This window comes from Cnuella takakiae, from assembly GCF_001953305.1.
Classification (GTDB): Bacteria; Bacteroidota; Bacteroidia; order Chitinophagales; family Chitinophagaceae; genus Flavisolibacter; species Flavisolibacter takakiae.
This window is the reverse complement of record NZ_MTFE01000010.1, coordinates 5,180,677-5,205,751: the sequence shown is the minus strand read 5'-3', so window position 1 is coordinate 5,205,751 and position 25,075 is coordinate 5,180,677. Positions and strand designations below refer to the sequence as shown.

At 44.0% G+C, this 25,075-nt stretch carries 16 protein-coding genes; 5 read left to right on the top strand and 11 right to left on the bottom strand.

Annotated elements, in window-relative coordinates; all coding sequences use genetic code 11:
* Nucleotides 1-119: 119 nt before the first annotated feature.
* The 3 genes from BUE76_RS22230 to BUE76_RS22220 form a co-directional block, all read right to left on the bottom strand.
* A complete protein-coding gene (locus tag BUE76_RS22230) occupies nt 120-1,742 on the bottom strand; it encodes a sensor histidine kinase (RefSeq protein ID WP_083596439.1) in 1,623 nt (540 codons plus the stop codon).
* A 90-nt stretch (nt 1,743-1,832) separates the two neighbouring features.
* The gene (locus tag BUE76_RS22225; protein ID WP_245798328.1) at nt 1,833-2,183 is read right to left on the bottom strand and encodes a DUF983 domain-containing protein; all 351 of its coding nucleotides are present in this window, start codon (nt 2,181-2,183) and stop codon (nt 1,833-1,835) included.
* Between the two features lie 122 nt (nt 2,184-2,305).
* Nucleotides 2,306-3,187, bottom strand: a complete 882-nt coding sequence (locus BUE76_RS22220) for a helix-turn-helix domain-containing protein (protein ID WP_073041832.1) — start codon at nt 3,185-3,187, stop codon at nt 2,306-2,308.
* 132 nt (nt 3,188-3,319) lie between these two features.
* On the opposite strand from BUE76_RS22220, the gene BUE76_RS22215 reads away from it, so the two are divergent.
* Complete coding sequence (locus BUE76_RS22215) at nt 3,320-4,891, top strand: tetratricopeptide repeat protein (RefSeq protein WP_143157250.1); 1,572 nt, start codon at nt 3,320-3,322, stop codon at nt 4,889-4,891.
* Nucleotides 4,892-4,946: 55 nt separating this feature from the next.
* Here BUE76_RS22215 and BUE76_RS22210 read toward each other — a convergent pair whose 3' ends face one another.
* A complete protein-coding gene (locus BUE76_RS22210; protein ID WP_083596440.1) occupies nt 4,947-6,602 on the bottom strand; it encodes a PAS domain-containing sensor histidine kinase in 1,656 nt (551 codons plus the stop codon).
* A 562-nt stretch (nt 6,603-7,164) separates the two neighbouring features.
* Here BUE76_RS22210 and BUE76_RS22195 point away from each other — a divergent pair.
* Nucleotides 7,165-9,942 (top strand): PAS domain S-box protein, encoded by a 2,778-nt coding sequence (locus tag BUE76_RS22195; RefSeq protein ID WP_073041839.1) that lies wholly within the window; start codon nt 7,165-7,167, stop codon nt 9,940-9,942.
* A 579-nt stretch (nt 9,943-10,521) separates the two neighbouring features.
* Here BUE76_RS22195 and BUE76_RS22190 read toward each other — a convergent pair.
* The 5 genes from BUE76_RS22190 to BUE76_RS22170 all read right to left on the bottom strand — a co-directional run bounded on the left by BUE76_RS22190 (nt 10,522) and on the right by BUE76_RS22170 (nt 14,342).
* A complete protein-coding gene (locus BUE76_RS22190; protein ID WP_083596441.1) occupies nt 10,522-10,815 on the bottom strand; it encodes a response regulator in 294 nt (97 codons plus the stop codon).
* Nucleotides 10,816-10,923: 108 nt separating this feature from the next.
* Nucleotides 10,924-11,352: a response regulator gene (locus BUE76_RS22185; RefSeq protein WP_073041840.1), complete on the bottom strand. Its 429-nt coding sequence runs from the start codon at nt 11,350-11,352 to the stop codon at nt 10,924-10,926.
* Between the two features lie 1,259 nt (nt 11,353-12,611).
* On the bottom strand, nt 12,612-12,932 hold the full coding sequence (locus tag BUE76_RS22180) for a response regulator (RefSeq protein ID WP_073041842.1): 321 nt from the start codon (nt 12,930-12,932) through the stop codon (nt 12,612-12,614).
* A 262-nt stretch (nt 12,933-13,194) separates the two neighbouring features.
* Nucleotides 13,195-13,623, bottom strand: a complete 429-nt coding sequence (locus tag BUE76_RS22175; RefSeq protein ID WP_073041844.1) for a PleD family two-component system response regulator — start codon at nt 13,621-13,623, stop codon at nt 13,195-13,197.
* A 530-nt stretch (nt 13,624-14,153) separates the two neighbouring features.
* A complete protein-coding gene (locus BUE76_RS22170; RefSeq protein WP_143157251.1) occupies nt 14,154-14,342 on the bottom strand; it encodes a hypothetical protein in 189 nt (62 codons plus the stop codon).
* A gap of 1,299 nt (nt 14,343-15,641) precedes the next feature.
* On the opposite strand from BUE76_RS22170, the gene BUE76_RS22165 reads away from it, so the two are divergent.
* Nucleotides 15,642-16,667 carry a PAS domain-containing sensor histidine kinase gene (locus BUE76_RS22165; protein WP_073041849.1) on the top strand — a complete coding sequence of 342 codons (1,026 nt, stop codon included), beginning with the start codon at nt 15,642-15,644 and terminating at the stop codon, nt 16,665-16,667.
* Nucleotides 16,668-17,764: 1,097 nt separating this feature from the next.
* On the top strand, nt 17,765-19,648 hold the full coding sequence (locus BUE76_RS22150; RefSeq protein ID WP_158070025.1) for a tetratricopeptide repeat-containing sensor histidine kinase: 1,884 nt from the start codon (nt 17,765-17,767) through the stop codon (nt 19,646-19,648).
* Between the two features lie 340 nt (nt 19,649-19,988).
* Here BUE76_RS22150 and BUE76_RS22145 read toward each other — a convergent pair whose 3' ends face one another.
* Nucleotides 19,989-21,494 carry a PAS domain-containing sensor histidine kinase gene (locus tag BUE76_RS22145; protein ID WP_073041855.1) on the bottom strand — a complete coding sequence of 502 codons (1,506 nt, stop codon included), beginning with the start codon at nt 21,492-21,494 and terminating at the stop codon, nt 19,989-19,991.
* A gap of 711 nt (nt 21,495-22,205) precedes the next feature.
* Between BUE76_RS22145 and BUE76_RS22140 the strand changes: the two genes are divergently transcribed.
* Nucleotides 22,206-22,634, top strand: a complete 429-nt coding sequence (locus BUE76_RS22140) for a response regulator (protein ID WP_073041857.1) — start codon at nt 22,206-22,208, stop codon at nt 22,632-22,634.
* A gap of 508 nt (nt 22,635-23,142) precedes the next feature.
* On the opposite strand, the gene BUE76_RS22135 is transcribed toward BUE76_RS22140, so the two are convergent.
* Complete coding sequence (locus BUE76_RS22135; protein ID WP_245798333.1) at nt 23,143-24,417, bottom strand: carbohydrate-binding protein; 1,275 nt, start codon at nt 24,415-24,417, stop codon at nt 23,143-23,145.
* Between the last annotated feature and the right edge of the window lie 658 nt (nt 24,418-25,075).

Below are 25,075 nucleotides of genomic sequence, written 5' to 3'. Positions count from 1 at the left end.
ATATCAAGTAAAATCCTAATATATTTTAATTGCTATTACACCATATTTATATACATTACCTCAGACACATTGCACATAATAAATCTTTTATTTTTCTTTTTTTATCAAAGGGCTGTGATTTAGGATAACTCCACTGCCAATAAAATCTTGAATGTAGCACCTTCACCTGGAGAGCTTTCAGCCCAGATATAGCCACCGTGGTTTTGCACCACTTTCTGTGCGATTGAAAGCCCAACTCCTGTACCACGGTATTCTGTGTTTCCATGAAGGCGGGTAAAAACATTGAAAATGCGCTCTGCATCCTTTTGTTCAAATCCGATTCCATTGTCCTTTACTTCTATCATGTGATACATCTTATTGGTGTCAATTGTTGCGGCAGGTGCTCCTGTATTTCTTCCTTTCACCAGCCGGGTTGTAATTCGAATGATAGGAGCAATACCCTCTTTACTGTATTTAAGAGCATTGCCGATTAGGTTTTCGAAGAGCTGCTGCAACTGACGGGGACGACCTTTGATGGTTGGCATTAGCTCTACTTCTACTGTAGCGCCCATTTGCTCAATGTGCAGTTCCAAATCATCCAATACAAAAGAAAACATCTGGTTTAAGTCTACCGTTTCCACTGTGCTCACGCCTCTGGTAACATGGGAATACACCAATAAATCATCAATCAAGGTGCTCATTCGTTTTGTTCCTGCTTCCAGCCGTACAAAATAACGCAGGTCTTCTTCCTCTAATTTATGCTCCAGCCGCTCTTTCAACCGATCCGCAAAGAAGTGGATCTTGCGAATGGGTTCCTTCATATCATGAGAAGCGGCGTAGGCAAATTCTTGCAGGTTCTGGTTGGAGCATTCCAATTCGATCACCTTCCTTTCCAACTGCTCTTGCAGGTTTTTCATCTTGGTGTATTCCGTAAAGTGTACCACCACTTGACCATCCATTCGGGTAGCAGTCATGGTGTTGTAAATATCTAGCCCATCCATATTATAATGAATGTCCCAAGTATCAGCTATACCCGTCACGTAAGTTTTTACAATATTGGAAAAGCTGGTGGTTTGAAAATATCCTGGAAACACCTCACCCACTCTTTTATTGAGCAATGCCTCTGGAGTAGTATTGGCATAAGCAGCGTACGCCGCATTGGTTATTTTAAAACGGAAGTCAATGATTTTTTCCTTATCAAAGACGGGTTCAAGTACCTGCAAGGGCGAATTGACGACGTTGATAATCTCTTGTAGGTAAGTATTTTCTCCTGATAAGCGGGATCGTTCCTTTTCCAGCCGCTCGGCTACCATGCGGTCGGTTACTTCCTCATTGGAATGGACGATATAGTTCACTTTTCCATTTTCATCCAATATGGGTATATTAATCGCCTCCCAGTACCGTTCCTCAAATACTCCTTCTGCATTTACCACATCATAGCGCTGTGGGGAAAAACCATGCGTTATCTTTTCGCTTACCACTATATCAAAAGAAGTCCGAAGTAGATTAGCTCCCCCATCACCAGGGTTGGGGCTTGGAGGAAAGACCTCAAATACACCCTTTCCTACCATCTTTTCTTTTAGAAGTTGTGCAGAGCGTAATATACCGTCCGTTACTGCCACAATTGTATAATGGGGTGGGTTGGCTTGTATCAGGACACGATTGCCAGGTGTGGCTTCAAATAATTGAAGGGTGAAAGGGGATAGTTCCATCATCAGGAAGCGATTCCAAAGTAAACAAGGGAATAAATATAAGGCTTTCATGTAACGTAAGCTCAGCAGACAATCTTTAATTCAAGCCACCACATACCACAATGATTGACATGGCTCTTCCTATGTGGGGGATTTGGCTTACTACCAATTGGCAGCTTGTTCTTTGTTGACGCTGTACTGTTCAACGATGTCGCCCTCTCTCCACTTGGGACTGTACATTACAAAGAAGGCCAGCCATACCGTTCGGGAGATGCGCATTAGCGGCGGTTGGAGTGCAACCAACAGGAAAGCATTGATGCCCATCCACCAGAAAAAGCGGCTGTCCTTCAGGGAGAAGCCGATGGTGGTCCACCAAAGCACCAGCGTGGCCACGCAGACAAGCACAGCCAGTACATAGCTGATCATGTTGGTACCATAGTAAAACCCTGGCTCCATGTCCAGCGGCTGGCCACATACAGGACATTTGTCGTGCATCTTCATGGTGAGCTTCAAGTTGTAGGGATTTTTGAACTGAAACATGTCACCACGTCGGCAGCGGGTGCATTTTGACTTTAGAAGACTTAAAATAAGGTTTGGTTTTTCATCGTGTATTTGCGCACACATAGGATGTCAATTTATTGTTGAATAAAGTTTTTACGAAATTCATCAGGCGTTACTCCAACATTCTTTTTGAAGAAGCGGTTGAAGTAGGAATTGTCTTGAAAGTTCAAATCATAAGCGATTTCTGTTACCGTCATGTCAGCGTTCGTCAATAGGCGCTTTGCTTCCAACAGTACCCGATCCCTAATAAGGTCCCCAGCTGTCTTACCCACCAGATCCTGACAAAGCGCATTTAGGTGGTTGGACGTGACGTACAGCAGGTCAGCATACTCTTTTGGCAGCCTTATAGTACGGAATTGTTTGTCTATGAGGTTTTGGAAGCTACGCAGCAGGGTGAGCTTTTGCTGGGGCACATTCTTCCCTTTCCTACTGGTGCAACTACGGTCAACGGTGATGAAAAGCTCCAGCAGCTTCAGACGGATGAGGTCCAAATTCTGTTCTTTGCTCTCGCCTACTTCTGCCAGCATGGCTTCAAACAGACTGGTCACTTGGGAGTTTGCGGATACTGGGAGTTGGCAGATCCCATCTTCTGCATTGCCTTGGAAAAAATAAAACCGATCCAGGTAGTGGCCGTTCTGTAAAAATGTAGTAAATAGAACCTCATTGAAGTGAACAATGTAGCCGTCCACCTCACCTTCAAAATGCCAGCTGTGCACCTGACCTGGGATCATAAAGTAGATCTGTAACGGTCTTACAGGGAATTTCTTAAAGTCGATGATGTGGCCTCCTTTGCCTTTGGTAAAGAGCACCAAATGATAAAACGAATGGCGGTGCGGACGGTGAAGGTGCTGGTAGTGCTTCTCTAGGTAGGCTCCGAACCGTTCGATCAATAGGTCTTTCTGTGCCATTTGATCGATGGTGCAGATGTCGTAAACAGGAATAGAAGCCTTTGCCATGATACCTTTGAATTTTCAGAGCAAAGGTACTTGGTGCAGAATGCTGGCTCATGGAACTGGTAAGAGCTTTTATGGTACTTTTTACCGATTATTGTTAACGTGCTAACAATATCACTCACCACATCATGAGCGATGTGGCGCTTGCTTTGTGGTGGTGGCAAGAAAACTTCTGAAGACAATGAAAAAGTGCCTTTGAGCTGCTATGCCCTGCTGTCGATGCTTAAAATACTATATTCAGTCTTCCAACCAACTGCCATGAGGAAAATCTGGTTACCATTGTTCCTATTCTATATCGTTCCAACTGTTTCTGCTCAGAAAAATGTAGCTGATAGCTTTTTACGTGTCTTGCGTGCTCACAAAACGGACAGCCAGCAAACCAAAACGGTGCTCACGTGGTTAGAGAAGAAAAATGGTGGACTTCTTGGCTCTTCCAGTTATTACCCGAATCAAATCATGCAAATAGGGCAACAGTACGGTAATAAGGATGTACAGGCGATGGGGCATGCCCTCGTAGGTTATTACCACGGCACACAGAATAACCCTTCATACGCCCTGGAGCATTATTTGAAAGCGCTGGCGCTGGGCGAACAACGAAACGATAAGCAGATCATGTTGCGCCTGTACCATTTTGTGTCCTTGCATGGTGAGCCGAGAAAAAGCATCGAATACCAGCAGCGGGTGATTGCACTCTCCAAGCAGACGGGCGAAATGAATTGGGAAGCGATGGCCAACCAGCAAATTGGCAACACATACCTGAACAAACTGCAACAATATGACTCCGCCTTGGTTTACTTGCAGAGAGCCTACGAAAAGACCCAGCAACTGGCAAGCACAGGAAAGCTAACATTTGCGAATGATGTTTTTGTACCTATCTCCCTTGGCTACACATTTATGAAGCTGAACAACCCGACACTGGCACTGGCTTATTTCAGGGTGGCATTACAACCAGCCACCGAGCGCAATGTAAGTCTTGACAGGGTTTATGAAGGCTTGGCCACTTTTTTCAAAGAGACCAACCACCCTGACTCGGCGTTCTATTATGCTAAGAAGCTGTACCAGCTGTCTGAAATACCTTCAGCCAATTACAGTACAACACGAAAAGCAACGGCCTCCAGTCTGTTGTATCAGATATACAAGGAAAGAGGTAACACAGATAGTGCGCTGAAATACCATGAGGTTTACAAAACAGCCAGTGATAGCGTTAATAGTACCGCTCAAGCCCAAAGAGTAGAGAGTTTGCTATCACAAGAAAAAGAACGCCAGGCTAAATTGGCACTGACTAAGCATGAAGAGGAAGAGGCACGTAAACACAACCTTCAATACGCTGCCATTGCTTTTGGGGTGGTGATGCTGCTGATCGGATTTTTGGTGCTGAGCCATTCTGTTCTTGCCAACCAAAAGACCATTCGCTTTCTTGGTGTTGTTTCGCTGCTTATTGTATTTGAGTTTTTGAACCTTTTGCTGCATCCGTGGTTGGGTGCAATAACCCACCACTCCCCCGTGCTCATGCTCTTAGCTATGGTTTGTGTGGCAGCCCTGTTGGTGCCATTGCATCACAAGTTGGAGCACTGGATCACACATAAGATGGTAGAGAAGAACAACCGTATTCGCCTGGCAGCAGCTAAGCGCACTATCCAGCAACTGGAAGGCGGAACGGAAACGGTGGTTGTGAACACAGAAGCTGGTACAGAGCAGAAGCACTAACAATAGGCTCAACACACCATCTCCGACGTGGCTCTTTCTATGTGGGGGTGGCAAATTAGTCAATCGGAAGGAGTACATGGAAGGCAGCGCCTTCGCCAGGTTTGCTTTCGGCCCAGATATAGCCGTTGTGGTTTTCCACCACCTTTCGAACAATGGATAACCCGATTCCTGTTCCTCTGTATTCCGCATTGCCATGAAGACGGGTAAAGACATGGAATATGCGTTCAGCGTCCTCTTTTTCAAAACCAATACCATTATCACGGACGGTTAGGCAGTAAAAGGTTTTTTGTCCTTCCTCAACAGACAGGTGCAAACTTGTTTCATTACCCTGCATCTTTTTACAACTGATCTTTATTTGTGGAGCCACATCGGGCTTGCTGTATTTAAGTGAGTTGCCGATCAGGTTGTGAAAAGCTTGCTGCAATTGACGATGGTGCCCTTGAACGGTGAAGAGTTTGTCTACCGTAATAGTAGCCCTTTTGTCTTCAATTTCCAGATCAAGATCTTCCAACACCAGCTCGATAAGTCCATTCATGTTGACGGCTTCCAAGGTGCGTGGCCGTAGGCTGATTTGGGAGTAGGAAAGCAAATCATCAATAAGAGAACCCATGCGCTTCGCCGCAAGCTCCATGCGCTCAAAGGACTGCTTTTCCAAATCAGTCATGCGGTCCTGCAACGTACTTTTTATTCGATCACTAAAGAAGTGAATTTTGCGGATGGGTTCTTTCATATCGTGGCTGGCGGCATAGGCAAACTCTTCCAGGTTCACATTGGAACGCTGTAACTCTTGATTCGCCTTCTGCCATTCCTGTGTCCGCTCCTTTACTTTTTCCTCCAGCAACAGGCGACCTTGTACCCGTTCTGACACATCTGTTGCGATGTTCATAATAGCATACACCTCACCATTTGTATCAAATAGCGGCGTATAGCTAAAATCATAATAGCCCCGTGTTAATTTACTATTACGCATCACATCAACAGGTGCTTCCATTGTCTGAAAGGTTTCTCCACTGGTGTAGACATCATCCAGTATTTTTAAAAAAGGCTGGTTTTCCAGCTCAGGCATGATTTCGGCAAAGGACTTTCCAATAACACCGTCTCCTTTTCCCCAAAGCTCCATTATTGTAGTATTGGCCATTTCTACCACCAGATCACGCCCCTTGTAAATGGCTATTCCAATGGGCGCTGCTGTAAGCAGGGAGCGAAAACGGGCTTCACTTTCCTGTAGTTGCTTAAAGTGACCCTTCAATTCCTGGTGAGCCTGATTATCTTTCTCTGCTTTTACTTGGGCGGTAATATCTTCACAGCTATTAATGACATAGGCTACTTCACCATCAGGAGATAGAACAGGTCGGTTGCTGACTCTCCAGTATTTTTCAGTAAAGCTGCCATCTTCATTTTTTAAATCATAACGCTGTACAGGTAGAACATGTGGTTCTCTCTTAAGTATAGCGTGCTGGTAGGAATTAAACAATTCACTTCCGCCAGTATAATTTGGATCCGTGTTAACGGGAAAGGCTTCAAAAACACCTTTACCAATCACCGCTTCTTTTGTGGATTCTGTCTGTTCTAAGAATGTAGGTGTTGCTGCTAACATGGTTAACTTAGGGAGATCAGCTTTCACCAGAACATTATTACCTGGCAATGCCTCAAAGAGCGCCAAATAATACGGCTCAGGTATTTGAAAGGGAGTGAAAGATTGATCTGGCATACGGGAAATAATGTAGATAGTAATTATGATAATTACTCATGAGATCATCAAAACCACATCATACCTTTTCAGATGTGGTTCTGTGGTGAAGACAGGAATGTCATAGTGCATTGAGTTTGTGCAGAATTGAATAGTCAAAAATAAGTTCAGGTCTTAATGCTTGTTTTGGGATTTTTAGGGTGATCATTTGGTTTTGGGTTGCAACCTGGGTTCCAGAACAGTATTTGTGAACTTCTGTGCTCTTCCCCACTTTTCGCTCATTTGAAAGTTAACATGAACAGTTAACTTTAAAGCGAGCATAGTATGAAAAAGACACAGTTTACAGAGACCCAGATTGTCAAGGCCATTCAGGAGCATGAAGGTGGCAGAAAATAAGAGCACCAAAATCCTTCCTGGGCTTATCTCAGAAACTGGTTTGAATAGATAAGCGCTTTGCGGATTGGACTATAAAAGAGCGTCAAAGGAGCAGGGGCTAACCGGAGCCGTTTTTAAAGGTTGTACCATATTTTTATGGCAAACAATGGGGAAATTAGCATAACCCCTAATTTCACGGTTCACCCTTATGACCAACGAACAACTTACCTCCCCAGGGCAACCAGAGCAGCAAGTACTGGCAATTTTTGAGGCAATTTCCGGCAACAGCATGCTCATTCAGACTGATGCACCCAAATTTACCATACTTGCGGCTACTCCTGGATATTGTAATACTTCCGGCCGTACAAGGGATTTCTTGATTGGAAAAGGAGTTTTTGAAGCTTTTCCTGGAAGTGATAACCCCAAAGATTCAGGTACGCATGCTTTGCATGATTCCTTGATGGCAGTGATCGAAAGCAAAAAGCCCCAGTTTTTACCCCTTCACCGGTATGATATTCAAAATACCGATGGCCGTTATAAAGAGAAGTACTGGAAGACGAGTAACGTGCCGGTGTTTTCCCCCGATGGTGAGGTTACTTATATAGTGCATACATCAGAGGACATTACAGGTCAGGTAATCGCAGAGCAGCATGCATTGCCTGATAGTGGAATTGAAAAGGCATATAGATTTTTCATGAACGCTCCTGTAATGATGGGTTATGTTAAAGGAGAAAATTATACCATTGAACTTGCTAACGAAGGGTTGCTTGAGATCTGGGGAAGATCCGCGGATGTAGTGGGCGAGCCATTGTTTTCAGCTATTCCTGAACTCGAAGGCCAAGGGCTCAAAGACCTACTTGATAAAGTTAAAACAACTGGAGCGCCATTTTTTGCATATGAATACCCCATCCGGCTGGTACGAAACGGCAAGGAAGACGTGCTTTACTTTGACTTTGTTTACAAGGCTTTTTATGAAGAGGGCTATGGAAATTTACCTAGCGGGGTGGTAAGTGTAGGTCATGAGGTTAGTGATAGGGTAAATGCAAAACAAAAATTTAAAACCATTCTTGAGCAGGCTGCGGATCCAATTCTGATCCTAAAAGGTGAAGACATGGTATTAGATACAGCCAATGATGCGCTTTTCAAAATGTGGAAAGTTGATCATTCAGCAATTGGCAAAACATTCCTGGAAATTTTACCAGAGATGAAAGGTCAGGGCTTTTTGGAATTGTTGCAACAAGTATATCATACGGGTGAAACATTCCAGGGGTTTGAAACACCGGCAGTCTTTGATGAGGAAGATGGAACAAACAGGACGGTTTACTTCAATTTTACTTATCAGCCATACCGGGAAGCAGACGGAACTATTTCCGGCGTATTGGTGTTGGCAAGCGATGTTACAGGGCAGGTACTGGCTAAAAAGGAGATCAAAGAAAGCCAGGATAAACTCAGGTTAAGTATAGAGCAGTTTGATTTAATTGCCAAAGCCACACAGGATGCTGTTTGGATCTGGAATCTGGAAAGCGGAGCCGTGTTATGGAATGAATCTGTCGGCATCAATTTTGGTTTTAAGGCAGATGAAATAGAACCAACAGCAACCTGGTGGTATGAGCACATCCATCCGGATGATCGCGAACATGTAACCCACGAAATCCATCTTGTGATAGATGGAAAAAGTAAGAGTGGTGATTTCTGGATGGGAGAATACAGATTCCTGTGTGCTGATGGCCTTTATAAAACAGTTTTGGATAGGGGTTACGTGCAGCGAAATACAGATGGAGCAGCCATTCGTATGATTGGATCCATGCAGGATATTACAGAAAGGATCAATCATGAATTATCCCTTAAAGAAAGCCAGCAAAAATGGCAACAGCTTGCCGATGCTGTTCCGGCTTTTGTATGGTCGGCAACGGCAGATGGACATATAGACTACCTGAACAATCTGTGGTATGAGTTTACAGGAATGTCACAGGATCAATCTTTTGGTTCGGGATGGACCCGGGCATTGCATCCAGATGATGTGGATCGATGCGTTTCTGCCTGGCATAATGCCTGGGAAAAGGAAACTCATTATGAAGTCGAGGTGCGGTATAGGAGCAAAGAAGGTTATTACCGTTGGGTGCTGGTAAGAGGGGTGCCTATCTTTAAAGCGAACGGTCAGCTCCAGGCCTGGTTTGGCACCAGCACAGACATTCATGACCAGAAAATGCTTTCTGAAAACCTGGAAAAAATAGTTGCGGAGCGAACGGAAGAATTGAAACGCTCAAATGCATCCCTGGAGCAGTTTGCCTATGCAGCGTCCCATGACATGAAAGAGCCTATCAGGAAAATTCATTTCTTTTCCGACCGGTTGAAAGGGCGCCTTGCAGATAAGATGGATGTTGAAGACTTCCGTATGTTTGAAAAGCTTGAAAAGGCAAGCAAGCGTATGTCTACTTTAATTGATGACCTGCTGGCCTACTCTCAAATATCAGAAGGGGCGGTTGATTTGGGGCAAGTTGACCTAAACAAAAAAGTGCAACTTGTTTTGGAAGACTTGGAATTAGAGTTGCAGGATAAAAAGGCAAGTGTTAATGTGGGTGTCCTTCCTGTTGTTACTGGAAACCGTCGGCAATTTCAGCAGCTATTCCAAAACCTGATCAGCAATGCTTTCAAATATAGTAAACATGATCAGCCGCCTGTAGTTGATATCCATGCCCAGGTTGTAATTGGGAGCCAGGTCAAACCAGATCTTCCAGGTAAAGGCAATGGAAGGAAATACCACCTGTTGGAAGTACGTGATAATGGAATTGGTTTCAATCAGGAGGATGCAGAAAGAATATTCGATGTGTTTACCCGCCTTCATGGCAATTCCGAGTATAGTGGCACTGGTGTAGGATTATCAATTGTCAGGAAGGTAGTGGATAGCCATGGTGGATACATATGGGCAGAAAGCACTCCGGGGAAAGGATCAACTTTCAAAATCCTACTGCCAACAGAACCATAAGCAATCGGCCATGTGCCTGCCATTAATGGGTATCGAGTTTCAGCAGCTGACTTGCAATTCCTGATAACCATAAAGTATTGCTATTTCGCTTTTCGCTTTAAGGTAAAGTTGGCCGGTTAGGAGCATTCCTTTGACTATTGACAGTTTGCAGGCGCTAGTCGGGTTGTGGTGCTCCAGAGTAAATAGGCCGGCCGATGCTCCTGGCTGGAGGAACCAAAAAGAAGCCGTAATCTGGCAGGTTATACCAGCGTAAAGGACGAGATAGCCGTGGTTAAGGTCTGCAAAACAAGGAGGGGCACTTCCCGGGTCTACGACCCCACCGCCGGCACCATCACATTCCCAGGATTTGGCGGCAAGATGACTAATCGGCGCAAAGGGGGGAGGCCCAGGTCTCGGCTAAGAAAGCAAACCTTTACCCAATATTCTATGAGGTCGGTTCGTTTAAGCGGTAATCCTCACTCAGGCTGAATTTGGATGCTTGCAATTACTCCAGTATTGCACTATCAGTTTCAACTGATCTTCTACCTGTTCAATAGTATAAGCCTTAACAAAAAAGCCCTGAACCGTTAAGTCATAGGCTTATTCAACAACTTTTTTCCTGTAGTCTGTGGTAAGAAATACAAAGGGAATACCCTTTCTTCTCAGATAATCATCCTTTTGAATTTCATCTCTGAGTTCCAGGCCATTCATCACGCCAACCCGGATATCGGATAAGATTATGAAAGGTTGTTCTTGAGCGCCTCTTAAAAAATCCAAAAACGTTTGGCCATTCTCAAAGTACTGTCGCCTATTTGGAATTTGAAGCTTATAAAAAGCCGTTTCAAATATTTCCTGGTCCTCCTGGTCATCTTTCAGGATCAAAATGGGGGCCATTGCTTGCCATAAGGTGGTTTAGAGTACGGCATACAATTGATGGACCAATTCAAAATGAAGAGCCCCGGTAGAAACCAGGGCCGATTGTAGTATATCAGAATAACAATGTTAGAATATAGATTGATAGGAATTATCCGTAGGAGCAAGGTTGTCAAACCACTTCTTTAGTTTATGAATCGCGTATGCCTGATCTATAAACCTTTTGCCTTTATAAAATAAGGGTGTGTTCAACCGGGATGCAAAAAGGTGGCTTTTTGCGCTTTTCAACCGGGTGAAAAAGGCAATTGGAATTACCCTCGTCTCTGATTTCCGTTGCAGCTCTTTTAGCATCTCCCAGGCATCAAAACCAGGCATATGTAATTCGATCAGGATCAGATCGGGAAGAAGTTCACCTCTTTTTGAAAGATGCTCCAGCAATTTGTATAAGGCAATCTCTTCGTTTGCATAAAAGGTGATTGCACCTTGAATACAATCCTTTAAGAGGTTGTCAGTTAATGCAAAAGCATCTTGGTTGTCATCCAAAATAAGAATACGCATGCGGTAGGCAGTAGGGTACTGAAGAGCTTGTTGTGCTCAAATGTAGTAAGTATACCACTGTCTTTTAAGTAAAATTACTGTTCTGGTAGTTTTTTGTGCATAACTCCATTTTGGTTTTAGGACGGGTAAAAGCAAAAAGGTCCCCTGAAGAAAACGAAATCGCATCAAAACCAGACTGCTTAATTAGAGTAAGTACCTTCCTGAGCAACGCAATGAACTCCCACCGGAGCGTTTCCTGGAACAAGCAGCAAGGGAAGGAAGGGTGAAACACTCCGGGCCTGGAGTTAGAAAGAATGGAACTATTTTTTATGCAAGTATTATCATTACTGCTTTGCATGACGAGAGCGGAAAGGTTGTTGGTTTTACCAAACTGACGAAGGAGTTGACTGAAGATGAAGTCAAACAATTAAGCAACCATAGAATTCCGGAGCAGTGAGGCAAATAAAGTAGCCCCTGTAGAAACAAAGGCCGCAACCATACTTAACTGGTATAAGGAATTAGCAGCACAAAGGTGGTAGTTTAAGTATTTATACAGTGTAGTACAGGTACTACTTTTTCTTTAAAACTTTAAGTTAAGTTCCTGATCTATCCGCCTGATTTCTCTTCTCCCTCTATTTTGACTTAGGCTGGTCACTACTGCTTCAAACTGTAATCATATGGCACGCCCATTGCAAAATGCTGTTGCCTGGGTAGGCTACCCATATGCGGCCTTAAGGATTATGGCATTTAACCCTGCCGATGTTTTTTCTCCTGAATATCGTTTGAACACCAGGAAAAAGGCTTTACCACCGTTTTTTTCATGGATGTTTTCCTTGCGGAACACTTCTGTTCTAATGGGTACCATTGAGTGTAGGTAGGTTTTGCTACTCTAAAGCTATGGGGCCAAATGTGCCAGTCCTGATTCCTGGATGACAGCCTGATCAGCGGAAGCGGAAGGCTACCCTTAAAGGACAAACTATCCTTACCTGGAATAATATAGCAGTAGCAAAATAAAGATGCCTGCTTGTGCAGGCATCTTGTTGCGTCGTATGGAAGAGCAAAGCGACTTTACATTTTGATAAGTTTTACCGTTTCCTGTGCGACCTTATAGCATAAAGCTGCCAATGGTAAAAGCAAACATATTTCGTTTGGTGAAAGGTGGGGCATTCCTGGGGATGGTAGATGAAGCACTAATTTATGCTAACCTCCTCATCGATTAAAACAAATTTGTATACAAGGTGAGGCGTTAGAGCAAACCCCTTAAGAAGTTTTAATGGTTCCTACCTAGATATAGCGGCGCTGGGCAGGTATGTTTGAAAAATCATTTTCAGCAATGCCAAACACTCCTCTTTGTCATACCCTTTACGGAAGAATGGCGTTTTGATCATTTTACCAAAAAACCTGTCAATGGCGTTTTCTGAAGCGGTAAGTATAACAATTGGAATCTTGCTATACTTCTGATCCTCTTTTATACTGGCCAGCACTGTCCGTCCATCCATATAAGGCATGTTCAAGTCCAGGAGGATCAGGTCCGGCATCTGCCTATGCAAATCACAATCTGCCAAATTACTCATTAGCTCATAGCCGTTTTGAGCAAACATTAGTTCAATGCTACTGTGAATTTCAGCAATACAGGATTTTTAGAGCTCCTGTTGGTCATGATCATCATCAGCAATTAATACCAGCATATCACAGGGTTGTAAAGTATAACTACCAGGCAATAATTCCTGCTCTCCTGTAATTAGGTGAAAGCGCCAAAAATGACGGGTAGAACAGAGGTGAAATGCCTGCAAAGGTTTTTTTGAAAAAAAAGAGCCCCGGGTGAAATACCGGGACATACTATAACGTACCAAAATAATTAGGTCAAAGTATCGCCTTATATGCGGTGTTATCCGGCATGAGGCTATTATACCAGTTTATCAATTTATGAATAGCCTGGGCCTGGTCGATAAGCCGCTCTCCTTTGAGAAAAAGTGGTGTATTTAGACGGGAAGCAAAAAGGTAGTTCTTGGGGTTTTTGGAGCGGGAGAAAAATGCCACTGGAATTTCCCTTGTTAAAGCATTTTCTTTCAACGCCATGATTAATTCATGCGCATTGAAACCTGGTATATGAAGTTCAAGCAATATAAGGTCAAGCGGCTGCTCACCCCCGGTTGATAGATCCTTCAATATTCTGAATAGGATATGCTCATGATAGGCATGAAGAATTGTGACACCTGGAATTGCTTCTTTTAAAAGGCTTTCAGTTAATGCAAACGCATTTTGGTCATCATCAAGGATAAGTATACGCATGAAAAAGCTGATAGGATAAGGAAGAGCTTGTTAGCTGCAAATGTAGTAAGATTCCTTAGACGTCCATAGTAAAAGTCCTAAGCAGTTGTTTAGGATGATACACACTATAGAACAGGTGAATGGTATAGGCATAAATAGGCCCGTACAGCATGCAGTAAAACGTTTTATAAATAATTAGTGTAGTATATCCTTTTATGCGGGTTTGTTTAAGCTATTTACCTGATCAACCAAAGTGTGATAATAAAGGGATTGTTCCTGGTATTCAGGTATACATCATCATTTAGGGGTCTATGTAACACCTGCCCATTCATCCTTTGAAAATGACGGTGGCAATGGTTTTATGTGGCTAATCTTCCAGTGTAAAAAGGCACATTAATGCATACGTTCCATCTGCATAAAAATTGCTTTATTGTCGGTGCTTAGTGTTTGCATTACCTTTTAATATAAAGCCCGATTATTTCTGATAGCTGTTATCGGTGCTTTGACAACCCGATGTTCTTTGCCAACAAAATATTAAAAAGGCAACGAAGCTATTCTTCTACAAAGTGCTCATATGGTTTGGCTCCGTAACCATTCCTGGCAAGTTCAAGTTCTGCGTCTGTAAACAAAGAGTAAAGCGTAAATTTTTGGGGATCCAAATCAAAATGTTGCATATCAGTGATCATCTGAAAGTCTATTATATCTTCCATAGAGTTGAACTTAATCGTCAATGCGTTCATATTCATAGGCTTAAAGGATGCTCTGCGATCCAATCATAATGCCAATCATGTCATTTTCACTACATTTTCCCTTTTATGTTCGATCAGCTGACTTTGTGTTTTTGGAATTGCGAAAGAAAATGATAGTACCTGGTAAGAAACTTTCACCCGCTTATTCAGATTAAAGTTTATTTGAAAAGCCAGGTAGCTTAATTTAAAGAGTTGACGTCTAGGGGTTTATGGATTTATGGCAAGGAAGTTGTTCGATGCATCAAATGCCGTACCTGAGATTGATATTTCCTTCGCTTGAAATGTTGTTAACATTTTTGGAAAGGTTTACCTGTGAGGATTGGATTGTTTCACAGTCGGGTTACTTCCTTGAGGGAAACCTAAATGATGAAATGATCAACACAGCAAAAAAGCACTATGGGGCACTCACCCTTTCACCTCCATCCAATGAGGACGGGGACTAGCAAAAAAATAGGCCCCGGTAGAAACCAGAGCCGCAACCAAAACTAACTGCTTAGATGAATAAGCAGAACAAAGATAGGGTTGCGGTGCAAAAAACAAAGTAGTCATTGCACTACAACATGAATGGTGCAGTCGGCCAGAATCTACTGATTTTTCGAAAGCTCAAAGTGTGCAACTTCAGTACTGTATAAAACATTGACCTATATAAAACCAACAACACCGGCCCGCCAGGTATCTAAAGCACTTTGTCCTATAACAGGTCTGCTGTTGTTTTCTTTTGGCGCCGGCAGTAATCCACCGGGTCGGTTGTCCAGAAATCAGCTGTATGGATCACTTATTTTTTCAGTGAAATTCCGAGGGTTTCAACAATGCATCCTTCCATTCCTGCTGTTGTAGCGTACCCTCCAAATTCCGGGCTTGCAGTGCTCCTGAAGACTCGTAGGGGAGCATTACGCCTTTCCTGGTGCTGCCTTTCGCCCCTCATTGTTGCCAAAAGAACTATGTTAAACAAACCATTTTATATCATTACAGTCCAGGCTACTTGTTCGACCCATAAGCGTTATCAAAGTACCTTTTACCGCTAAATGCTACCGTCCTTTCATTCAAGGCTATCTTTACACCTGGGTTGTCCTGTATGGAACGGCGCTTTTCGGCTACAATGACCCGGAAAATGGTGGGAAAGCAGGTTTTTTATTCAGCAGGAACATCTGGGCAGGGAGCCACCTGCAGGTTGCTGTTCCACTTGACATTAGAGGGTAAATATGGAATTTATAATTATGTAAAGGCGAGCAGGTTATCTGTTTATTTTTGATTTTACATCACAGCTGCTATCCGAAACGCTCTGCACCTATGCCCTCCTTCTTTCCTGAAACTAGCGATGCACCGGTTCTGGTGCTTTTCCTGAATGCCGACCACACGGTTGGTTATATCAATGACCAAGGTTGTCAGATGATTGGGTATGCCCGGCACGAAGTGATTGGGCGCCGATGGATCGAGCAGTTTGTGGAACATGAGAACCTGGGGGCAATCCAGCATTTTTATGACCAGATAATGTCCGGGGCTGTCGGCTTACTGGAACAGTTCGAAAACCACATCAGGACAAAGAACGGCAGTTTAAAGCTGTTTAGCTGGCACAGCAAACTGGTACGGAATGGCCAGGGACAGATCATTGGCATGATCACCTTTGGGGAAGATTATACGGACCGAAAGACCCTACTGAAAGCATTAAACAAGCAGGAGCATGCGGGCAGGCAGCAGGTAAAGCAGGTTGGGGAAAATGGCCGTTTTACCCGGAGGGAAGACATCGCTTTTGAACTGCACGACAATATCAACCAGGTACTGACAACCTGTAAACTGCTCCTGGGGCAGGAACTTGCAGCCAATCCGCAATTGCCCCTGGTACAAAAGAGCAGCAATTTGCTCAGTAAGGTGATAGACGACATCCGGAACCTGAGCCATCACCTCAATGCCTTGCCCGTACAATTCACTGACTTTGAACATTCGCTAAGCGGTTTTCTGGAAGGCGTTAAACTTGCTTCCGGCTTGCATTTCGAAATAGCGATCAACGATAATGACCTCCTGAACCTGGTACCTCCGCATGTCTTGTCCGGCATTCACCGGGTTGTTCAGGAGCATATGAGTACAATTATACGTCATGGCCTGGCTACAAGGGTTTGGCTTAAGATCGCTGCAGACAGCAGGCAAATTTCCTTGTCCATCGAAGATGACGGACAAGGCTTTGATTTATCCGCCAACAGCCTAAGTCCCGGGTACAAAAGTATCCAGCACCGGATCCACCTGAACAGGGGAACCCTCCGGTTCGGCATTTCGAGCAGCGGCGGATGTGTTCTGACGGTTAATTTCCCGTTGGGCTGATAACTCCAGCAAGCAAATAAAGAACTAAAAAATGGAGGAGGTATGGCGCATGAATAGAGCAGGCCGGGGGTGCTTTGTGCGAGGCAGTTGTTGGAATTTGCATTTGCCAATAACTTTTTTAAAGAAATAAAGCAGGGTGTATTGCCGCTCAATTTTGATACAAAACAGTTTTGCCTGCCAGGTTTAAGCGCCTGTAATTCAAAAGGATACTTTTCCCGATCTTTATTTTTACTGCGTGGCTGCTGGTTAAAGCAGTTCCCTTGGCTGTAAACGGGCGGTAGCAGCCTTAACCCTGTATGTACCTTCCTGCTGTTTATATAAAACCTTTATCCGAAGCCGGAGACTCCCCGCAAATGCATTGTGGCCAATACCTGGAAAAGGGCCGGAAGTTGCCGTTCTTATTGTATAGCACCCATAAGGCCTGGTGTAAAAGGAGGTACGATGCTGCGCCGCAAAGGTTGAAGACTCCGGTTGTAAAAGCATTTAAATGGGAAAAATGATCCATTTCTCATTTTATATTTCTTATTAATTTATTTTTGCTTTGGTTTCACCCTTAACCATCGGAACTGCTTCAAACTGGTAAGCAGATCTTATGAATAACTTCAAGTTCCTCCTCAATAGGCTACAAACTGGTGTAAGTCAATCCCGAAAAGTTCCGGTCAGCGAAAATATTTGCAACCTCTTGCCGCACCTGGATTGCCGTTTGGCTGCATCTTTTCCAGGTCGCACCTAGCCATTCAAATGCCGCCAAACAACCTGGCATCAGCTAAAATTTATGCCTTTTGCAATCCTGTATGCAGAAGCAGTACGCAGGAATGTAAAACAAGCGCTACTTTTTAAGGGTCTAAATACATAGCGTTTTAAACGTACTTTACCTATAGGTGTTACTGCCACCCACAACTAATAACCGGGGATGAACCGGGCTATTTCTCAGAAATTATTACAAACAAAAAGAGCACGGCACCCTGGCCTTACAATCAAACTGTTATATGAATCGCCTTTTTGGCAGCATGATCCTGCTGCTGGGACTTATGCTTTCTTCCTGTACCCAGGACTTCCAAAGTGAAAAGGAAGAAATAATTTTTTGGGACCATTATGTGCTGGATGCTGCACTAGCAAGGCTTTACCAGGATAAGGATACGGTCCAATCGCTCAAATACTTTGATTCCTTAGTAGGCGTAGCGCCCCGGCATTCTGTATTCCCAAAAGTCAGAAGATGGATTATACTGGCCAACTACTTTTATTTTTTTACAACAGATAATGCTGCAACAGCCCGGATGGTGGATTCAGCACTTGGCGTACTCGAAACCCCTGAATTACAGAACCGGTATCCTGAAACGCACGTTCATAACCTGCTTTTTGGTGGAGACATAGCGTACAGGATGCATCGGTTCAGGAAAGCATATAACTATTACTTTGAAGCCAAAAAGCTGGGGGAAGGTAACCTGAGTCCTTGTAAGCAGAAGTCTTTCAACTACAGCATAGCCATGGTACTGTACCAGCAACAGAATTATGGGGAAGCCCTTGAATATTTCAGGAAAGCCTTTGAATTGCAAAATACCTGTTTGCCCCAGACAGGTGCTGTTGTCCTGCAGCAGCAGGAGATTCAAAGCAATGTAGGGTTATGTCTGATGCGCCTGGGAAAGTTAGACAGTGCGCTATTTTATTTTGACAAAGCCTGGCAATTGTCCCTGAAGTATAAAGATTCCCTGGGGCCCATTGCCATGCAGAAAATACAGGGCGTTTTATATGGACATAAGGCGCAGGTATACCAGGCTAAAGGAGCGCTGAACAGGGCAAAAGCTTTATGCCTGAAAAGTTTAGCCCTTAATGCAAGGCCTGGGTACGAGGTGCAGCATGCGCAGCAGGTTAAACTGCAACTGGCGGAAATATATGAACAGCAGCGTGACTATGGGGCCATGTTCCAAATACTCCAGGAAATTTCCAGTGAGCTTGAAACTTTACCCAACCCAAATGTGGCGATGGGGCTGCGGCGTCTGATGACCATATTTTACGGAGAAACAGGGCAGTCGGAGCAGGCGCGCGCTATGTTTCAGCGTTATATCGGGCTCCGTGATTCTTTGGATAAGGTACAGAAGATACTGTCTGCATCGGATGTGAAAGTGCAGCTTGACGCCAAAGAAAAGGCAATGTCGATTGCATTATTGAAAAAGGACAACCATATCACCAGTCTGTTTTTTTGGATTGCTTTAGGTTCAGCGCTGCTTGTTTTTTTGGTTCTGGTATTAATCTTCAGGAATTACCAGCAAAACAAGCGAAGCCTGGCAAACAGCCTCAAACTGATTGAAGAAATCAAGCTGCAAAAGGAAGCCAGGATAAGAGAAGCTGCCCTGCGGCACAAAGAAATCACCCAGGCGGTAATTGAAGCACAGGAAAATGAAAGGGCTGCCATTGGTCTTGAGTTGCACGACAATGTCAACCAGGTACTTACAACCATCAAGTTATATCTTGGAATGGCCCTTGATGATAAAGAACACACACCGTTGCTCTTAAAAAAGTCTGTTGGGTTTCTGCAACAGTGCATTGATGAAATACGTATACTTTCCAGGCAGTTGTCAGCCCCAAGACTTGGAAAAATCAGCTTGGAAGATTCAATAGATGATTTACTCAATTCTTTGAATGGAAGTGCAGCAGTTTATTTCACCAAAGATTTGTCGGGAATAGCTGGTCTTACCCTGGAAAAGGATCAGTATATATGTTTGTACAGGATTGTTCAGGAGCACGTAAACAATATCATTAAACATGCAAATGCTACCTGTGCACATATTGAGCTAGCTTTAATCGGCAGTGCAATACACCTGACGATTACAGATGATGGAATTGGCTTTATACCTAAAGAAGATAGCAGGGGCATCGGCCTTAACAACATGAGCACCCGGGCAGAGAGCCTGAATGGTACGTTCAAACTGGAAAGCACACCCGGGCAAGGATGTAAAGTTCACGTGGTCATTCCAGTATGATGGTTCATGCTATTGGCCCAGGTTGGTATGCACTTTAACCGCACCGCCCCTTTGATCGTGCTAAATATTTGCCCATTATTTCTAGTGGAATTTATTATTGAACGGGAATGCAGGAAAGGGAAAATATTGGAAATGATCCTGCCCGGCTGCTGCCCGGAGGATAAAGAACGCATGCATTGCTTCAATGGCGCAATCAGCATCTCAAATCCCTGTGCAACATACAGTATAAGCCAGGAACGACGCTAAGGCAGGAAAACAATTTTACTATTGTGTTCATGGCATCCCGGATGTCTTGTTGCGGTAAGCCGGTCATCAAACCCGAAAGTTGTATTTCAGGTGATCAGATAATTTCATTGTCGAAGCCAAGGATAGTTTGCTCTGCATAGCATACTTTTTCTTCAATAATTATTGGGATTGATATGTTTATTTCAGTTCCATTTCCAAGGCTTGAACGTATTTCAAAATGACCGTTCAGGGTTTCCACCCTCGATTGCATGTTGGTTATTCCGATGCCCCTTCTTTTTTCTTTTAGGTTAAACCCTTTGCCGTTATCCCTGATAGAAAAGTGTAAGTGTGATGATTTTTCCTGAATGACCACTTCAACCATTGTGGCCTGTGCATATTTGTAAATATTGGTAAACTGCTCCTGTGCCACCCTGTACAGTGCCAGGTGCAATTCACCATCCATTTCCTTAAAGGTTGTGGCAAGGAATTTAATTTTTACCTCAATGGATGTGAGCTGAAAAAAGGAATTTACCAGATCATTCAGGGTCTCTTCAAGGTTTGTTTTTCCTAAAGAAGGAGCAGACAATTGTTTGGATAAGTTTCGTATATCATTTATCGTTTCCCCTAAATACTGGACGCATTTTCTCAGGGTTTCCCTTTGGTCAACTTTTCCATCCATACAAAGTTCAATAGAGAGTTTGATTGTTGTAAGTACCTGGTTGACATTGTCATGCAATTCCCGGCTGACCTTTGCCCGTTCTCCTTCCTGCCCTTTTATTGCTGCCGATGTAATCTGCCTTCTTTTTATTTCCTGCTCATATTCAAGCTTTTTGCGGAGGTAAATCTGATCTGTAAGGTCATTTGCTATTCCAAGTATTCTCCATGGCTCCCCGTTCTGGCCCTTAATGGGAATCACCCGGATCTGCGCATACTTATTTCCTGAGGGGTGCTCAGATTCTTCAATGTAGTCGACTATCTGTTCTGTTTCCAGGGCTGCTTTATACTTTTCCCGTACCAGGTCCTGGGATGTTGGCGGGATGATTTTTTCCATTGGTTTTTCAATAACCTGCTCCGGTTGCCAACCCGTCACCTTGGTAAAGGCCACATTGATTTCTTCAAACCGGTAAACATCAGGCCCTTCTACCCGGATCAGCCACATGGGATCTATAGCACTGTTCAGGGCCACGGACAACTTTTGCTGACTTTTTTCTAAGGCCATCCTGGTTTCTATCTCCGTAGTGATGTCGTGGAAAAAAGAAAGTATATTGATAATCTTACCTAGTTCATTTTTCAAAACGGAATTGTACCACTGGCAATAAATGATTTTTCCTTTCTTGGTGACGTTCCTGTTGACCATACTGTTCTGGATGGCACGACCGGAAGATAAATCTGCAATCAAACTGGATACCCGGTCAATATCCTCAGCGTATACCAGGTCCGACAAGTTAAAATCATTGGCAATCAGGGATTCCGGGGTACACTCAAACAATTCGGCTGCCTTTTTGGAGCAAAAAACCAGCTTTTGCTGGTCATCCCATAAGAGCATCCCAAAAGAGGTATTTTCCAAGTGGTAGTATAGTTGGGATTGTGCTAAGATCTCAGGTATGCCAGGATGATTCATAGTTTTGGTTTTAAATAGTGTTTTGCTAACAATTCGGGGTGGTTCCGGTATACTTTGGATGATGCAAGCGTTTTTCCCTAACTTTTTATTATGGGGTGACTCCGGGAGCTGCGTTATTAAGATAAATTGAATATTTTATATAAATTTCCATTAACTATATGTTTTTGTATTAAGGATTTGCTTCCTAACTGCACATTTCATTGGCTTTTTTGAATAAGGGCAGGAATTCAGGGTGAAAACGAATCCTTTGTACGCACAAACGAAACTGTGGGATAAAGGGGCCTGCTGCCAGCGGACCAGCATACCTTTGGGATTATACTACCGGGGGATTAAACATTATTATTTTAAAGTGGCCTTAAGGGGCCATAAAGGCACCGGAATAGCCACATCATAAATGGCTAACAGGTGGTACCCGGCGGAGGTCGGCAGAAAGGGGCTGATTCGCTGCTCTTTGCCTGATTGAAAGAAATAAAAACTGTATCAGCCGGGTTATTGGGATATATAGGAGCCCTTAAAAACCCTGGTTGTTCCTGAACCTATTTTCAGGTAACAAACTACTTTTCTAACACATGCACTTGTGTTCAGCTTTTGCTCCATACCTTTTGGTACTAAAGGTCTTTTTGGGTAATTGGCCGGGAATACTCTTGATTTCGTCGTAATGGGTTTCTGATTGCATGTGCCTTTGATTAGCTTCAGAAAAATGCAGCCAAAATGATTATCTTATTTGCTGAAGATGACCTGGAACAACAAGTTTTGTACAAGGACTGCTTTCTTCAACACAACAATGCATTACAATTCTTTTTTGCCCAAAACGGGTTTCAGTTATTGACTATGCTTGCAAAAGCAGACATGGATAGGGCATTACCTGACCTTATAATTTTAGATCTGAATATGCCTCATATAGGCGGAAGAGAAGTACTGGCAGACCTGGCGAAGGATTTGCGGTACAGCAGTATCCCGGTTGTTATATTGACTGAGTCTAATTTGATGATGGATCACTACTTAAGCGGTTTGTTCCGGGTACCCTTTTTTCAAAAGCATTATACAACAGAAGGGTGTATGCGTGTCACCCAAAATATTTTGGAATGGCACTATAGCCATGCAGCAGGTAAAGAAATGGGCAGCATAGGCAGGAGGTAAAAAAGTCTATGTTAAGTTGGATCTTATACATAGGTGCACTTTTTCAATTTTTAATCCATCATTGAAGTATAAGTATGGGGCAAACGGGCTAGATGTAAGCGGAGGGGTGGACACTGCTGCGCCAATGCTTTTTGGGTCCAATGAAAAAGCTGTAAACCCTTACTTTTTCCCTTTTGCCGGAACGCAGGCAGGTGAGGCAAAATGCGCTTTTTCCGGATGGTGCTCTATGTACAGACAACCGGAAAAAATACTTCAAGGTTTACATATTGGGCGCGCTGTTCCAACATAAAAAAGGCACCCGGATGGGGTGCCAAAATAGGCGGGGAGGAAAAATAATGTTTCGGCTCTCTTTGAAGCTGCCGACCTCAACCACTTTTTCACTGGCGCTGCCGGCTTTGGGGAGGAGCATGTACCCCAAAGCCTGTAATTCGGATTTGATTTAGCAGTGATGGCATGCGCTTAGAAGTATTTGGTACCTCTATTTCCTGGCAGCACAACCCAGGTGGTATTATTCAATGACAAGTACATTGGTGACGGTTTCCGCAGCCATAAAATCCTTCCAGCTCCAAATCAGGTTATTGTTTGCGTCAAATTCTACGGCATGTGGTCCTTTACGGTTGTTTCCATCACCAAGCCAGTTGGCTATCAGTATGTTGCCGCTGGGGTTATTGTAAGGTACAAAGCTGTAGCCTGAAAACTTCATCAATCCCGCACCTGGATGGTTCGTCATCCCGCCCCAAAATCTGACGATGCTACCATCAGAGCTGAGTTGCAGGAGTTTGTTGTCATCTTTTCCTGGTTCATACAGGTTGCTGACCGGGCCCATTGTAGCCTGAGTATTGCCATTTGCAAGGCGGTTTGCAACATACCCTTTTCCGCCATACAGTAACTGCTGCCAGACGGTCGCACCTGTAGAATCCACCTCGAACACCTTAAACTTCAGGTCATTGTTAGTGTCCCCGGTTATCAAGGTGCGGCCATTGGCAAGCCTGCGGGCGAGCCGGAAGGTGGTGATATTATTTATTGTAATCCGCCGGACTTCAGTTTTTGCGCCATTTACTTCCGAAAGTATCACCTGGGCAGGCGTGCTTCCGGAGGGAGGTTTTGACCAGCCAATCAGGGTATTGCCATTGGGGAGCCGCTGTGCAGTTGATACCCCTGAATAGGTGCTGACGGACCAGCCTTTAACCCCGGTGGTCCGGTCATATTCTGCAGCGCCATTCCCGTGGCTCACTAAGATTTTGTTGTTAGCAACCAGCTGCAAATCACGTGAGCCACTTGGCACAGGCACTTTCCAGTTCTTCATCGTGTCCTTTTGGTTAAGAAACACAAGTTTGTTCAGGCTATTGTCTACGGCATAAAGCACGTGTTTGAGTCCCGGACCGTAGTTAAGGTTATCAAGGTTCCCTCCATTGGAGCCTATGGTCGTTAAGCGTATTTTGTTTGAGCCTGCAATCAGGTTTACCGCCGCTAAGGAAAGCTTCCATGTTGCCCAGCTACCGGTAGGCGGAAAAGCATGGCTTGTTGCAATCGTAACACCATTTACCTGCAGCTTTAAAGGCCTGTTTGTCGTTGCGCCATTTGCATACCTGAATTTGAGCAGGTAAGGGCCGGCAACAGCATTTACGGTCCATTCAATATAGGCACCTGATGCTGATGCGTAATCCACAAACCCGGTACCTGTAAAGCCTGCCTGATTGGAAGCGAAAGCAGCCCCGCTGAATACAGCTTTTTCAGCTTCCAGGGTACCGGTGCTTAAAGTATTAGGTGATACTGCTGCCATGGCGGCACTGGCAGAACCTTGTTTTCCCGGGTGAGCAGTCGGCTCGATGGGAGGGGTGAGTTCCTTTTTGCACCCCATATGCAAAAAAGCTGAACTGATGATGACGAGCAGCAGCCATTTCAGGCGGGGTAAGTGGCTGATACAGGACCTTGTGCTTTTTACTAGTTTCATATCTTATAGGTTTAAGCGGTAGTAAATAGCAGGAAAGAAAGCCGGAGGGAATACATCCTGTTGGGTGCCTGTTATCAGGGCGCCATCTGTGCACCTATTGAAAATGCCAGTTTATTCAGGCAGCTGGCAAGTAATGGCAACCGCTACCTTAAAAAATTATCCTATAAAGGCAAAGGAATCGTATAAGTAAATTAGGTGGTTTAGATGGTTGTAATTACCTATAAACAGCATTTGTCACCAGAGGTTGGCAGTAGCACCGTCTTATTCCTTTGCTGCAGGTCCAGGCACTGCTTATACCCCTTATGATTTTCTGGCTGTACCTACCTTGAACTTATGTACTGGCGCCTTGCCGGAATGCAGGAGCAGCAAGGCCACAGCCTGATTGAACTACCCATCCAAGCTTTTATCCTGTTGCGGGTGTATTTTGTTTTTCGCAGTATAGAAATATTTTTCAAAACCTTTTTGCTAGATCCACAGGAGCAGAGTA

Coding starts and splice junctions, on each gene's coding strand:
- BUE76_RS22220 (WP_073041832.1), bottom strand. CDS start 3,187: ATGGCAAAGGCTTCTATTCCTGTTTACGACATCTGCACCATCGATCAA.
- BUE76_RS22165 (WP_073041849.1), top strand. CDS start 15,642: ATGCCCTCCTTCTTTCCTGAAACTAGCGATGCACCGGTTCTGGTGCTT.
- BUE76_RS22230 (WP_083596439.1), bottom strand. CDS start 1,742: ATGAAAGCCTTATATTTATTCCCTTGTTTACTTTGGAATCGCTTCCTG.
- BUE76_RS22190 (WP_083596441.1), bottom strand. CDS start 10,815: ATGGCCCCCATTTTGATCCTGAAAGATGACCAGGAGGACCAGGAAATA.
- BUE76_RS22195 (WP_073041839.1), top strand. CDS start 7,165: ATGACCAACGAACAACTTACCTCCCCAGGGCAACCAGAGCAGCAAGTA.
- BUE76_RS22185 (WP_073041840.1), bottom strand. CDS start 11,352: ATGCGTATTCTTATTTTGGATGACAACCAAGATGCTTTTGCATTAACT.
- BUE76_RS22170 (WP_143157251.1), bottom strand. CDS start 14,342: ATGAACGCATTGACGATTAAGTTCAACTCTATGGAAGATATAATAGAC.
- BUE76_RS22140 (WP_073041857.1), top strand. CDS start 22,206: ATGATTATCTTATTTGCTGAAGATGACCTGGAACAACAAGTTTTGTAC.
- BUE76_RS22215 (WP_143157250.1), top strand. CDS start 3,320: ATGTGGCGCTTGCTTTGTGGTGGTGGCAAGAAAACTTCTGAAGACAAT.
- BUE76_RS22135 (WP_245798333.1), bottom strand. CDS start 24,417: ATGGCAGCAGTATCACCTAATACTTTAAGCACCGGTACCCTGGAAGCT.
- BUE76_RS22180 (WP_073041842.1), bottom strand. CDS start 12,932: ATGTTTGCTCAAAACGGCTATGAGCTAATGAGTAATTTGGCAGATTGT.
- BUE76_RS22145 (WP_073041855.1), bottom strand. CDS start 21,494: ATGAATCATCCTGGCATACCTGAGATCTTAGCACAATCCCAACTATAC.
- BUE76_RS22175 (WP_073041844.1), bottom strand. CDS start 13,623: ATGCGTATACTTATCCTTGATGATGACCAAAATGCGTTTGCATTAACT.
- BUE76_RS22210 (WP_083596440.1), bottom strand. CDS start 6,602: ATGCCAGATCAATCTTTCACTCCCTTTCAAATACCTGAGCCGTATTAT.